Consider the following 13,797-nt stretch of genomic DNA (forward strand, 5'->3'; position numbering starts at 1 on the left):
TACCCTCACTTTCTTCTGCCTTTTTTCAGACAGAATAGATAAAACTGTTTACGAGAAAATAATCTTTTAGTTATATCTACCATGACATTGTCAAAAAAGAAAGTCAAGCAGGAATTGAAGCACTCCAGCTTGACTTTGCTTATATGTCTGATGGATCTGCATATCGATCGATATCTTTTTGATAGCGCAGCAAACAAACGAGATAAAAGATGATTTGGAAAATGACGTACATGCCGCCAATCTTACAGTAAAACTGCCAGACTGGTAATTCAACCAATATATTCAAGGCCGCCATCGCCACAACAAAATGCAGCAAAGCAATCAATGTAGGCAGAAAGTACATCACTTGCAGCTGCCGGCGAATCACGGTATGTCTTTCTTTTGGTGTCACGCCTAAGATGTGCAAGGAGCGATGATAGGCGCCGTCTTTGTCTAAATCAGCAAAGAGACGGAAATAGACGATCGATGCAGAAAAGATAAAGAAGACTGCGCCTAATAATATGGTGATCATTAAGATGATGCCATTGCCCTGCCGATTTTCTTGGAAAGTGCGATACTTTGATTCATACGTCACATAAGGTGAAATATCAGCTGTGGCTTCAGCCCAGTCCTCGTCTGTCATCTCATCTACGCGGTCACCTAATGCATCATACAATGCGCCCATCTGTTCTTCTTGGTCAGCATTTTCTTGGTCCAACTGTGTGTTTATACGTGATACCAATTCTGGATTATCCGCCCATTCGGGATAATCGATCCAAGTAAAGCCATAATTATCTGCATCGCCACTTTTGACCAACGTTGTTTGCCAGTCTTCAAAGGTTTGATCCGTCACCACAGCAAGTCCATAATAATTTAAAGAGAGCATTGAGGGACTATGTACAACAGTCATCTCACCTTTTTTGATACTATTGATGCCAATCTCCACTGGCAGGCGCGTTTCTCTTTCAGACTGTGGCACAGACAAAAGTTCTTTACGTCTTGAATAATTCGGACTTAATTCAAGAAGCTGATCTTGTTCGATTGGTTCCGCTTCTTCACCGATTTGTGTCATCAATGTCTGATAATCACTTTCTTTCATGACAGAAAAGCCATTGCTGCTGAAAAAAGCATCTTCAGCCAGTTCTGGGCTATCTGGTTGGATATAGACCGAGATAAGGTCCACTGTTGCAGTTTTCGTTTGATAGCCTTCTGCTTCGATCATCTGATTGATCTCAGCGACTTTGTCTTCGATCACTGGCGCGTCTGCAGTTGAATGGGTGAAAAAATAAGCCACACTTATCCCTTGGATCGAAGAAAAGCTGGTGCTGCCAATGGCCATCATCACCGCGATGCCGACAAAGGCCACCGATGTACTTAGGGTGATCAAGCTATACATGGCTGCATTGTCCCGCATTCGAAACAGCCATTCGCTAATGGTCAGCATCTTTGTACCTTGTAAGAAACTGGTGCGTTTCTTCAGCCGTTTTAAGATGAAGACACTGAACTGATGAAAACTCAACATCGTCCCTGCGACAGTCAGGACGACACCCAACAATAAGCTAAGTAATGTGGTTGATTGCACACTAAAGTAAAAGACAGATCCATAGCCTGCAAGCAGCAATAGAATACCTAGTATGGCTAACCCCCAATGACTTTTTGGCTCAGGACGCGGTTTTTCATTTTCTTTGATCAACGAAACAATTTGATCGCCTTGCAACGTGCTTGTTGCCATCAAGGAAATCACCAAAAAAATACCAACATACACGATTCCTGTCAAAAGGATAGCCAAAGGCGGCACAATAAAGTTCAATCCATGATCTAGATGCATGACGTTCTGGGCGATCAGCAGCAGTAATTTCGTGCTCAGAATGCCGAGTAAAATACCGCAGATCGTTGCAATCGTACCAAGCAAGGCATTTTCAACAAACAATAGACGGCGCAAGTCTTTTTCTTTGATTCCCAAAATCAAATAAATCGCGAGATCTCGCTTACGGCGTTTCAAAAATACGACAAAGGTATACCACAGAAACAATAACGACAATATAGCGATGACCACCAACGCCGTTGTTAAGCCCATTTTCGACAATGCGGAAATCGTCCCGCTGCTAGAAGATAAATCTTTCTTTAACTGTGGGTGAAATAGCAGCAAACTGAAAATATAGAAGACCGTTGCCGCAAAAGTACTGCTGATAAAATATGCCGCATAGGTCCTGAAATTGCCGCGAAGGTTACGAATGATCAACTGTCTGAAATTCATGACGACGCCCTCCTAAGTGTGCCAAAACATCAAGAATTTTTTGATAAAATTGTTGTTGGTCACTGCCGCGATACAATTCGTTATATAGTTTGCCATCTTTGATAAAAACGATCCGATCAGAAAAACTAGCCGAATACGGGTCATGGGTCACCATCATAGTGGTGACTTTTCGTTGCTGATTCATTCGACTCAAGATCTCCATCACATCTCTGGCCGCTTTGGAGTCCAAATTACCGGTTGGTTCATCCGCCAACAACAATTCAGGCTGATGAATCAAGGCCCGAGCAATGGCTACACGTTGCTGTTCCCCGCCAGACAACTGATAGATGCGTTTCTCCGCTTTCTCCGCGATGCCCAACTCATCTAATAATGCGGCACAACGCTGTTGCATTTCCCCGACTGGCACCCGATCTAGCGTTAAGGGCAGCATCACATTCTCGGCTACAGTTAAAGGTGCCAACAGATTGTAATTTTGAAAAACAAAACCCAATTGCTGCCGGCGAAAGCGTGCCAACTTCTCTTTTGATAACGTTAGCGGCTGCTCGCCTTTGATGATGACGGTGCCTGAAGTTGGCTGGTCTAACGTAGCCACTAAATTCAACATAGTGGTTTTGCCGCTTCCGGAGGGGCCCATAATACTAATGAATTCTCCCTCCGGAACTTTTAGATCGATTTGTTGCAGCACATCAACTGAAACTTCGCCAGTATACGTTTTGTGAATATTTTTTAATTCTAACAATGCCATCTTGACCACTCCTTTTGTACTCAGTGTATCAGGAAACGCCGCTCTCAGTTATCGATTCTCTGATAGAAAGCTTACACTTTTGTAAGGAATCCTCTTTTCACCCCTGTTCAAAAGTCAAGGCCACCCGCGTCCCTATCCCTTGTGTGGATGTGATTGCGACTGAAATCGCCAATTGCTCGCTGATCATATCGACTAAATATAAGCCCATTCCGGTGGCCTCACCTAATGCGCGCCCGTTTTCACCAGTAAAGAAAGGCCGGAATATCCGGGGCAAATCACTGTCAGGGATCCCGCAACCTGCATCAGAAATCGTTAGACGATTATGTTCAGCATCCAACGCAAAGACAAGCTGACCTTCTGGATCTGAATATTTGATGCCATTGCTGATTAACTGATACAACATGATTTGGAGCCATTTTTTATCTGTTGTCACAAGAAAGTCGGTTTGATCAATAATTTTTGGGTATACACGATGTCGGATGAAACTACGTTTTTGTTCACCAATGCTTTCTTTGATGATTGCCGCCAATGACAATGTTTCAATCAAAAAGTCCTCTTTAAAATCTTCCAACCGGACAAAGTTCAGCGCAGTCGCTAATCCGCTTTTTAAACGATCGGTTTCCGCCAATAGATCATCGCTGTCTAACTGGTCGCTCTCTGCCATCAAAGCCAGCACAGCTACAGGTGTTTTCATTTGATGCACCCAAATATGCATAAATTTGATATGCGTCTGATAATGCTGATCTACAGCAGTTAACTGCTGCTGCATTTGCTGCTGTTCAACATGCAAATGTCTTTGTAAGGTACGACTGATGAAACCAGCACTTTTTTTTTGCATATGCCCAGTTTCCAGATAGCCATAAAAGCCTTGATTCTTATGATAATCGATGGTCAAAAAAACAATCGTCAAGCACAGAATCAAACTGACCCCGTAAATTAAAATGCCGAGATCACGGTACCCGTCCAACCAAATCAAAAGAATCAACAAACCAAGAGAAACAATTTCCAACAGCAGCCAAGGCAGATGAACCTTTAAGAATAGCTTCATTGATCATGACCCGTCAATGACAGCGCATAGCCTTTCCCGCGAATCGTTTGAATCGGTTCATCAATGCCCAGATTGGTCAACTTCTTGCGCAAACGGCCAATATTGACAGACAATGTATTGTCATCGACAAATCGCTCATCGTCCCATAATTTATTTAATATTTTTTCTCGTTTGACCATTTCAGGATAGGCCTGGATCAGCAATGAAAGCAGTTCGCCTTCCCGGACGGTTAACAGTTCTTCATGCCCATGACAGAGCATTTTCAACGCTTCTGGATAATAAACTAGCGGGCCAGCTTTAAGCTGACGGGCCCGGTCAGTTTGGGCGTAGTCACCGTAAACACGCCGAATATGACTTTTGACTTTTGCCAGCAATAGTTCATAGGAAAAAGGTTTGACCAAAAAATCATCTGCACCATATTCCAATGCCATCACTTGATCCATATTGCCATCGCGTGCTGAAATAAATAAAATGGGAACCAACGAACGCTCGCGTATTTTTTGGCACCAATAGAAACCATCATAATAAGGCAAATTGACATCCATTAGTACCAAGTCAGGCTGAATCTCATCGAATTCTGCTAAAATCGCATCAAAACGTTGCGGAACAAAAGTGTTATACGCATATCTTTGCAATTGATCCCCAATCATGTTGACCAGCGATTGATCATCTTCTACAATAAAAATCTTCATTCTACCCCTCCTTATTTCTATATTTTAGCAAATTTCATCTCAATAATCTGAAAAAAAACTTCATCTTTTCACTTATTTATTGTAAGAGATTTTTATTTATAGTATACTATCATTTGTGACAATACTTACATTTAAACAAAGGTGGAAAATCATGAAAAATATTTTAGTTGTTAAAGCAAACAATCGCCCTGATGGCGTATCAGCGAAAATGTTCGATACATTCGTTGAAAACTTAGACACAAACAATGTAGAGGTTGTAACATTTGATGTCTATGCACAACCAATGCCTTATATTGGTCAAACGTTATTTGAAGCTTTTGGCAAATTAGCGCAAGAACAAGCGTTGAATCAAGAAGAACAAGAATTGATGACAGTTCGTCAAGATGTGATGAATAAATTTGCAGCAGCCGATACGATCGTCTTTGCTTTCCCAATGTGGAACTTAACGATCCCTGCAGCATTGCACACGTTCATCGACTACATCTTCCAAGCAGGATTCACTTTCTCTTATAATGAAGATGGTTCAATGAATCAACTATTGAAAGACAAAGAAATCGTCCTATTAAATGCCCGTGGTGGGGTTTATTCAGGCGAAATGAGTGTCATGGAAAATGCTGTAACCTTCATGGAAAAAGTATTCGGTGGCATGTTCGGTATGACGATCACTGAAGAAGTGATCATTGAAGGCCACAATGCTGATCCATCAAAAACAGCAGCGATCGTTGCTGAAGGTTTAGAACGTGTTGCAGCAGCAGCGAAGAAATTTTAATTGATCTGAAAAAAGAAACCTTGGACGCAGACGTCCAAGGTTTCTTTAGTTGTTCTTGAGACCGTATAACGTATCAGTAATCGATCCTCTTTGCTTGATCGTAATCAGCAATTGCTGTGGATCCTTTATCACGATTTGTTTTCTTTTTAAAAACAGCAAAATACTGTAAAGCACCTCTCGTTCAGGTGAATCTGCCTGATAGTATGCTTGCAGATCTAGTTTATATTGGTTGCCGCTTTTCGTAGAAAGAACGAGTTGAAACGGTTCATACATGATCGATAGCATTCGAGGTGTATAGGCATTAACTATCCCTGTCCCAATTGAGGGATCAACAGGGAACACCTCGGCTTCAATCAATATCTGCGTGATTTCATGATAAGGAATCAACTGATCTTTACGTTTGAATAAGCCTTTGATCGGCAACAGATATTTAAATTGATTCGTTTCTTGATAAATAGGACAACGAATCCCTGTTTTCGTCAATTGCCAATAGGTATACATGCGACTGAGTTGAAAAGGTTGTATGATCAAAAGTAGTGGATATAAGAAAAGTTGGATACCAATACCAGATAGAACTAGAACAAGGCTTTGGGAAGGATATTTGATAGCGACAGCAAAAAATATCAACATAAGAAATGTTGGTAATAGTATGTATCCAGCAGCAATTTTTTGATGGCGCAATTTGCCAAACATATAAGGGAAATGCAAATAGGCTTCTCCAGTAATCAACTCATCTAAGGATATCTCTAAAATACCGCTTAATACAATCAAGTTCTCAATACTAGGCAGACTTTCTTGATTTTCCCACTTTGATACTGATTGTCTAGAAATATACATTTGCTCCGCTAATGCTGCTTGTGACATACCTTGAACTTTACGAAACTTACGAATGTTTTCACCAATGTTCATCTTCTTCACTCCTTATTCCTGTTCATCTCATTATCACATATCTGAAGAAAAATCTCCCGCACTTATTGGTTGCATCCTTGAACTATCGCTTTTTTTAGACTAACGATTACATATTCATCATTTCTTGCTACATAAAAAAGTCCCAAGCTGGCCAAACCAGTCTTGGGACTTTTGTTTGATCGATTGGTCCGCCAACATGCATGTTTAAGCTTGCAGAATTTTGTCCAATAACGCTGGATCAAATGTTTGCTGCTTCAACATTGCAATCTCAAAACCGTAAGGGGCTTTTTTGTTCTTTTTATCTTCTCCAACATATGGAGTTTCAAGAATTTTTGGCAATTGTGCCAATTTCTCGTGATGCACGATCTTGTTCAGGGCATCAAATCCAATCGTACCAAAACCAATATTTGCATGACGGTCTTTGTGGCTGCCTTGGGGATTTTTTGAATCATTGACATGCACGACTTTCAAGCGGTCTAAGCCGATGATTCGATCAAATTCATCTAATACGCCATCGAAATCTTCTTTCACATTGTAGCCCGCATCATTGGTATGGCAGGTATCAAAGGTCACAGATAATTTCTCATTCAACGTCACCCCATCGATGATTGCCGCCAACTCCTCAAACGTTCGACCAATCTCTGTTCCTTTGCCAGCCATCGTTTCTAAGGCGATTTGAGCCGTTTGCTCTTTGTCCAGCACTTCATTCAAACCTTTGATGATTTGCTTGATACCAGCTTCCGTACCGGCTCCCACATGAGCCCCTGGATGCAACGTGATTTGTGTAGCCCCTAACGATTGTGCACGTTGGATCTCTTCTCTCAAAAACGACACTGCAAAGCCGAAATTCTCAGGCTTGATCGTATTTCCCAGATTAATGATATAAGGTGCATGAACAACAATATTAGACATCCCATGCTCTGCCATAAAGGCTTGACCTTCATGGATCATCATCTCTTCCACTGGCTTACGTCGTGTGTTTTGCGGAGCTCCTGTATAAATCATAAAGGTTGAAGCATCATAACTGGCTGCTTCTTCTGCCGCGCCTAATAACATTTTCTTTCCACTCATGGAAACATGTGAACCTATCAACATCTATATGTCCTCCTAAAATCAAAACTTCTTTATTGTTGCAGTTGTCTGCAAGTTTGGCGATTTTTCTGCTCATTGATGCCCATCTTTCAGGCCAATCCGAACAAGACCAGGACCATCGTCATCAATGGCATACTGATCAAGAAACTCGCTGAGGACACAAACCCCACGGCTTCTTCTTCCATTCCAGCCAAAACTGAATTGATTACACCAAACAGTGGAATAGGGGCAAAAACCAGCAAGCAAAGAACTGGCTTAAGCAGTGTCGGCAGCGGCAGCAGATAAAATAAGCCAAACAACACAAATGCCGACCCATAGCGTAAGGCCAAAATATTGACCACAGTTTTGGTGGTGTGTTTTGGCAAACGAAAATCTAGAAACAACCCAATCATAAACATCGACAAAAACGTATTGGCTAAACCAATCGGCTGTACGATGCTTATAAAGGCTGACGGTAATTGCCAACGCACACTGCGAATGACCAACATCACTAAATAGACGGTAAATGTCGGCGAACGCAGCAGATTCAAGATGATTTTTCCAGGTTCAAATGTTGTCCGTTTCTTTAGTAAATATTCGATCAAAACTGTTGTTCCGCCAGCCAACATGATACTATTGCCCATATCAAACAATGAGATCAATGGAATACCTAATGGATAGAAACTTTGTGCGAAAGGAATCGCAAAATTCCCTATATTGAAACCTGAACCACAATACATCGCAAATTGCTGCAACGCATTGCTGTCTTTTCGGGTCATCATGAAAGCAATACCTATTTGTCCAATCGTAATCGCTACAGCAATCACGATCAGGCTCAAAGCGCTGATTTGGACTTCCATCTGAGCCAAATTCAAGATAATGGCAGCAGGCAAGGTCACATTAAGAATGATTTTTGAAAGGATTGATCCATCGGCTTTTGATAATATACCGATACGCTTCATGGCAAACCCCAACAAAATCATACTAAAAAGGCCTACTACATTGAGAATGATCTGCCCCATCTACTTCCTGTCCTCCCTTAGTCCTATTGTGAAAAAAAGCGAACCAGAAACTTGGTTCGCTTTTTGATTAAAATGTTAATAAGAAATATTTTTTCTTGCCACGGCGAATCACGACATATTTGCCGCCAATACGGTCTGCTTCGGTTAATACATATGCTAGATCTTGTTGACGTTCACCATTGATATAGATTGCACCATTTTGGATATCTTCTCTGGCTTGCCGTTTCGATCCTTCGATTTTGGCTGTCGTCAATATTTCAACCAATGTCAAATCATCTGCCGAATCTACTTGATAAGCAGGTACCCCTTTGAACCCTTGCGCAATTTCCTCTGCGTTCAATTCTTTGATATCACCACTGAACAAACTAGAAGAAATATGGACCGCTTGCTCATAAGCTGCTTCACCATGAACCAAAGTCGTTACTTCTTTGGCTAAAGCTTTTTGCGCAGCCCGTGATTCAGGTGCTGCTAAGAAAGCTTCTTCGATTGAAGCGATCTCTTCTAATGATAAGAAAGTAAAGAACTTCAAGAATTCGACTGCGTCACGGTCATCCGTATTGATCCAAAATTGATAAAATTCATAAGGTGTCGTTTTTTCGGCGTCTAACCAAACGGCATTCCCTTCGGTTTTACCAAATTTTGTACCATCCGCTTTGGTGATCAATGGCATCGTCAGGCCAAACCCTTGAACTTCCCGCTCACGGCGCAAGAGTTCGATCCCAGAGGTGATGTTGCCCCACTGGTCACTCCCGCCTAATTGCAGCAGACAGCCATGCTCATCATATAAATTCAGAAAATCATAGGCTTGCAATAATTGATACGCAAATTCAGTATAAGAGATCCCCGACTCAATCCGGCGCTTGACGCTTTCTTTGCTCATCATGTAATTGATCGTAAAATTTTTACCAATATCTCTTAAGAAGTCGATCAGTTTCAATTCACCTAACCACTCATAATTGTTGGCGATGATAGCTGGATTGGTTGCATCATCAAAATCAATAAAACGTGATAACTGGCTCTTGATGCTTTGTGACCAGGCCAATACTGTATCTAATGTGTTCAGTTGACGTTCTTGGTCTTTGAATGAAGGGTCACCGATCATCCCAGTCCCGCCGCCCACGAGCGCAATCGGCACATGGCCATTCTGTTGAAAACGGCGCAACATTAAAATAGGCAATAAATGGCCGATATGCAAACTATCAGCTGTGGGATCAAACCCAATATATAATTTCACAGACTCTTCATTCAATTGTTTGGTCAATGCCGCTTCGTCTGTTGTTTGATGAACCAAGCCGCGAAGCTTCAGTTCTTCAAAAAAGTCTGTACTCATGTATTTTCCTCCTAAATAATTGCTTCATTGTTCATATTAACTGAAAAATAAGTGAAAGAAAAGAGTTAACCGTAAATCCGCCTTAAAAATCCATGACAGGAAGAAAATAGTCATCAGATAAAGAAGAAAGAACAATCAGCGCCCTTCCATCTATCGTATTTTGCTGTAGAAAAATTAGGGTGCTATTCAAGCAAGCCGATTTTTGCTATAATACAACGGAATATAAACTAAATTATATGAGGTGACTCTTTTGTCCCAGAAAAACAAACAAACCAGAACAACGAAGCAAAGAAATGGCGGTTGGTTCTATGTCAATATCAGCTTACGTGTACTTCATTCACTCTTTTTAGTTGCCATCTCCTTGCTGATTTTGGGCGGCTCTTTGGCATTGGGGATCGGCGCCGGCTACTTTGCCTATCTCGTAGAAGATACCGCTGCACCATCAAAAGACGAATTGGCCAAAGAATTAACGGATGTTACCGAAACCTCGCAATTGGCTTATTCAGATGGCAGTAAAATCGCTACGATCCGCTCAGATTTGATGCGTACATCTGTCAATTCTGATGAGATCTCCGATTATTTGAAAAAAGCGATCATTGCAACAGAAGATGAATATTTTAATGTCCATAATGGCGTCGTGCCAAAAGCCGTCGTTCGTGCATTGCTTTCTGAAGCAACAGGTTTTGGCGGCAGTGGTGGTTCAACGCTGACGCAACAATTGGTCAAACAACAGATCTTAACAAGTGAAACCACCTTTAAACGAAAAGCCAATGAGATTTTACTGGCAATGGAAGTTGAGAAATTTTTCAGTAAAGACGAAATCGTCACGATGTACTTGAATATCTCACCTTTTGGCCGTAACAATAAAGGACAAAACATTGCCGGCGTTCAAGAAGCTGCACAAGGAATCTTCGGCGTCAATGCGGCGGATCTATCATTGCCGCAAGCGGCTTTTATTGCAGGACTGCCGCAAAGTCCAATCGTTTATAGTCCTTATACCAACACAGGCGAGATCAAAGAAAATCTCTCTGCTGGTTTAGAACGAAAGGACTATGTTCTCTTCAGTATGTATCGCAATCACGATATTACCAAAGAGGAATATGAAGAAGCCATCAATTATGATCTAAAGCAAGACTTTAAACAACAGCAAGCGATCGAGCAAACCGATCAAAGCTTCTTATATTATACCGTCTTAAATGAAGCCAAAGATATCATCGCGCAACAATTGGCGAAAGATGACGAAGTCAGTGATGAAGAATACGCCAAAGATGAAACCTACCAAAAATATTTAGAGTTGGCGCAGCAAAAGCTAGTCAATGGCGGTTATACTGTGACGTCTACCATCGATAAAGGCATCTACAATGCAATGCAAGACGCAGTGGATAAATATGGCTATATGCTGGACAACTGGGGCGATGCGACCATCGAAGTCGGTAACGTCATGATGGACAATGCGACTGGGAAAATCTTAGGCTTTGTCGGTGGGCGTGATTATAGTGAAAATCAATTCAATCATGCCTTTGATGCGCAGCGTCAAGCCGGATCAAGTATCAAACCAATGCTCGTCTATGGACCAGCAATCGAACAAGGATTGATTGGCTCTGAGTCAATGGTATCTGACTATGCCGCTAAATGGCGCACGGGGGAAAATGCCGGGGAAACGATCGCCAATGCCACCAATACCGGTACGAATACCTTTATGTCGATCCGAGAGTCATTAGAAGTATCCAGTAATATAGCGGCGACCAATATTTTCCAAGACCTGTGGGAAGCCGAAGGTGATCACTTCTATTCATATACCAACTACCTAAGCAAAATGAATTATCCCGAAGACAACAGCTGGGCGTATGAATCAGCGCCTCTGGGAGTAACTGATGTGACCGTTGCAACGCAAACGAATGGTTTCCAGACGTTAGCCAATCATGGTGTCTACGAAGAAGGGTATATCATCGAATCCATTAAAGATAACGATGGTGAAGTTCTTTACCAACATGAATCAAATCCCGTGCAAGTCTACTCTGAAGCTACCGCTTCGATCATGAATGATATGATGCGCAGCGTGATCGATGAACAAAAGACAAGCTCTTTCAAATCGATCATCAGTGGGCTAGATTATAACTTAGGCAATGCAGATTGGGTCGGCAAAACCGGGTCCACCAATGATTATTCAGATTCTTGGCTCGTGGTATCTACCCCATCGATCACCATTAGTAGTTGGGCGGGTCGCGATGACAATAAAGGAACCGATAATACAGCCGGTACCAGAACTGCCAACTATATGGCTTATCTGATCAATCGGATCTATCAAACCAACCAAGACGTGTTCGGTGTCGACCAGACATTCAAACTTTCAAGCGATGTCAAAAAAGTCGAAGTATCCAAAGCAACTGGCACATTGCCAGGAGGAAGTGTGACAGTTGATAAGACCAGTATTAGCAACCCATCTTCCAAAGTGACCTCTTATTGGGCAACAGGTGGGCCAAGTACAGTCAGCTTTGATTTTGGTATCGGCGGTTCAGATGCCAATTACAGCAATTATTGGAAAAAAATCGCACCGAAGACCACAAAAACGACAACGACGCCAACGAATACCAATAGCAATTCATCGACAACTGAGAAAAAAAAGGACGACGAGGATGCAGATAAAGAAGAAACGAATGATAACGAAAATAACAATGACTGATCAGCAGATGCTGGTCAGCTTTTTTTTTGCAAAAAAAAAGCTTCATCTCAACCGCTGCAAGTGATCATTGACCACTTGCAGCCCGCTGAGACGAAGCGAGAATCTATTTAAAATGAGGCTACTTATTTTGTTGAGCCTTTTTCTGAGATACCGTAAGGCAAGATAATGGTTTTTTGTTCCACTTCTTCTTTGTTCATCATTTTTGTCAACAAACGCATCGCCACTGCACCCATATCATATAATGGTTGTGTCACGCTTGAAAGACGTGGACGTGCTGCTTCTGCCAATAATGAATTGTTGCTTGTGATGATTTCAAAATCTTCAGGTACTTTGACCCCTTTGTCTAAAAGACCATCCAAAATACCGATCGCCAATTCATCGTCTGTAACATAGGCTGCAGTTGCCCCGCTGTTGATGATTCGATCCACGATAGCTAAACCTTCTTTAAAGCTATATGGTGCTTCGAAGATCAAGCCTTCAGAATAGTCAAGACCGTTTTCTTTCAAGGCATCTTTGTACCCTTTCAAACGGTTTTGGCCATTGATTGGATCAATCAATGCACCACTGACAAACGCAACTTTTTGGTTGTTTTTTGCCAACAATGAAACAGCATCTTTGGTTGCCGCTGTGTAATCGATATTGACACTGCCGACTTGTTCATCAGGATCGATAGAACCAGCCAAAACAACAGGTGTTTTCGAACGTGAAAATTCGCCGCGGATCTCATCCGTGATACGGTGACCCATGAAAATCACACCGTCTACTTGTTTTGCTAACAAGTTGTTCAATACATTGACTTCTTTCATTGTATCGCCATCAGAGTTTGCCAAAATAATATTATATTTATACATGGTCGCTACATCATCGATCCCACGCGCAAGAGAAGAAAAGAACATATTGCTGACATCCGGAATGATGACACCGACAGTTGTTGTCTTCTTGCTTGCCAAGCCACGAGCAACAGCATTTGGACGATAATCCAAGCGATCGATCACTTCTAGCACTTTCTTACGGGTTGCTGGTTTTACATTGGGATTGCCGTTAACGACCCGTGACACAGTTGCCATTGACACATTTGCTTCCCTTGCAACATCGTAAATTGTAATTGTTTGTTTTTCCATGATATATCTCCCTTATTCTGTTTTCAGAAAATCTTATTTACATTTCTTTGATAGAATAGCAAACTTTTATCAGATTTGCAACCGTTTTAATTTTGTTTTCATGAAAACTTAGCTAATTTCCCAGAGTTCTTAGTCCAATCTTTTACAAAGCGTGTTAAAATAAGATATATT

Annotated in this window: 10 protein-coding genes and 1 pseudogene; 2 read left to right on the forward strand and 9 right to left on the reverse strand. The window is 41.6% G+C overall.

Features of this window, described 5'->3' with window-relative positions; genetic code table 11:
• Positions 1–139: 139 nt before the first annotated feature.
• The 4 genes and pseudogenes from ACYVRS_RS05410 to ACYVRS_RS05425 form a co-directional block, all read right to left on the reverse strand.
• The gene (locus ACYVRS_RS05410) at positions 140–2,236 is read right to left on the reverse strand and encodes an ABC transporter permease (protein ID WP_461202823.1); all 2,097 of its coding nucleotides are present in this window, start codon (positions 2,234–2,236) and stop codon (positions 140–142) included.
• A gap of 220 nt (positions 2,237–2,456) precedes the next feature.
• Positions 2,457–2,981, reverse strand: a pseudogene (locus tag ACYVRS_RS05415) (ABC transporter ATP-binding protein); the annotation flags it as partial.
• Between the two features lie 97 nt (positions 2,982–3,078).
• Positions 3,079–4,029: an ATP-binding protein gene (locus tag ACYVRS_RS05420; RefSeq protein ID WP_313537097.1), complete on the reverse strand. Its 951-nt coding sequence runs from the start codon at positions 4,027–4,029 to the stop codon at positions 3,079–3,081.
• Complete coding sequence (locus ACYVRS_RS05425) at positions 4,026–4,721, reverse strand: response regulator transcription factor (protein WP_313537100.1); 696 nt, start codon at positions 4,719–4,721, stop codon at positions 4,026–4,028. The genes ACYVRS_RS05420 and ACYVRS_RS05425 overlap by 4 nt, the downstream gene beginning before the upstream one ends.
• A 151-nt stretch (positions 4,722–4,872) precedes the next feature.
• Here ACYVRS_RS05425 and ACYVRS_RS05430 point away from each other — a divergent pair, with 151 nt between their 5' ends.
• A complete protein-coding gene (locus ACYVRS_RS05430) occupies positions 4,873–5,490 on the forward strand; it encodes an FMN-dependent NADH-azoreductase (protein ID WP_054114672.1) in 618 nt (205 codons plus the stop codon).
• Between the two features lie 45 nt (positions 5,491–5,535).
• Here the strand turns inward: ACYVRS_RS05430 and ACYVRS_RS05435 are convergent, their stop codons facing one another.
• The 4 genes from ACYVRS_RS05435 to tyrS all read right to left on the reverse strand — a co-directional run bounded on the left by ACYVRS_RS05435 (position 5,536) and on the right by tyrS (position 9,822).
• Positions 5,536–6,399 (reverse strand): helix-turn-helix domain-containing protein, encoded by an 864-nt coding sequence (locus tag ACYVRS_RS05435; RefSeq protein ID WP_312540703.1) that lies wholly within the window; start codon positions 6,397–6,399, stop codon positions 5,536–5,538.
• Between the two features lie 204 nt (positions 6,400–6,603).
• Positions 6,604–7,494, reverse strand: coding sequence for a deoxyribonuclease IV (locus tag ACYVRS_RS05440; RefSeq protein ID WP_313537104.1), 891 nt, complete (start codon positions 7,492–7,494; stop codon positions 6,604–6,606).
• 86 nt (positions 7,495–7,580) lie between these two features.
• Positions 7,581–8,492, reverse strand: a complete 912-nt coding sequence (locus tag ACYVRS_RS05445) for an AEC family transporter (RefSeq protein ID WP_312497528.1) — start codon at positions 8,490–8,492, stop codon at positions 7,581–7,583.
• Between the two features lie 67 nt (positions 8,493–8,559).
• On the reverse strand, positions 8,560–9,822 hold the full coding sequence (gene tyrS / locus ACYVRS_RS05450) for a tyrosine--tRNA ligase (protein ID WP_461202826.1): 1,263 nt from the start codon (positions 9,820–9,822) through the stop codon (positions 8,560–8,562).
• 250 nt (positions 9,823–10,072) lie between these two features.
• On the opposite strand from tyrS, the gene ACYVRS_RS05455 reads away from it, so the two are divergent.
• A complete protein-coding gene (locus ACYVRS_RS05455) occupies positions 10,073–12,505 on the forward strand; it encodes a transglycosylase domain-containing protein (RefSeq protein WP_461202828.1) in 2,433 nt (810 codons plus the stop codon).
• A 122-nt stretch (positions 12,506–12,627) separates the two neighbouring features.
• Here ACYVRS_RS05455 and ccpA read toward each other — a convergent pair whose 3' ends face one another.
• Positions 12,628–13,626 carry a catabolite control protein A gene (gene ccpA / locus ACYVRS_RS05460; RefSeq protein WP_312540700.1) on the reverse strand — a complete coding sequence of 333 codons (999 nt, stop codon included), beginning with the start codon at positions 13,624–13,626 and terminating at the stop codon, positions 12,628–12,630.
• Positions 13,627–13,797: the final 171 nt, after the last annotated feature.

Source organism: Enterococcus salsurae (genome assembly GCF_054784955.1).

Bases quoted from the DNA above. Each gene is read 5' to 3' on its own strand.
- ACYVRS_RS05410 (WP_461202823.1), bottom strand. From the start codon at position 2,236: ATGAATTTCAGACAGTTGATCATTCGTAACCTTCGCGGCAATTTCAGG.
- ACYVRS_RS05420 (WP_313537097.1), bottom strand. From the start codon at position 4,029: ATGAAGCTATTCTTAAAGGTTCATCTGCCTTGGCTGCTGTTGGAAATT.
- ACYVRS_RS05425 (WP_313537100.1), bottom strand. From the start codon at position 4,721: ATGAAGATTTTTATTGTAGAAGATGATCAATCGCTGGTCAACATGATT.
- ACYVRS_RS05430 (WP_054114672.1), top strand. From the start codon at position 4,873: ATGAAAAATATTTTAGTTGTTAAAGCAAACAATCGCCCTGATGGCGTA.
- ACYVRS_RS05435 (WP_312540703.1), bottom strand. From the start codon at position 6,399: ATGAACATTGGTGAAAACATTCGTAAGTTTCGTAAAGTTCAAGGTATG.
- ACYVRS_RS05440 (WP_313537104.1), bottom strand. From the start codon at position 7,494: ATGTTGATAGGTTCACATGTTTCCATGAGTGGAAAGAAAATGTTATTA.
- ACYVRS_RS05445 (WP_312497528.1), bottom strand. From the start codon at position 8,492: ATGGGGCAGATCATTCTCAATGTAGTAGGCCTTTTTAGTATGATTTTG.
- tyrS (WP_461202826.1), bottom strand. From the start codon at position 9,822: ATGAGTACAGACTTTTTTGAAGAACTGAAGCTTCGCGGCTTGGTTCAT.
- ccpA (WP_312540700.1), bottom strand. From the start codon at position 13,626: ATGGAAAAACAAACAATTACAATTTACGATGTTGCAAGGGAAGCAAAT.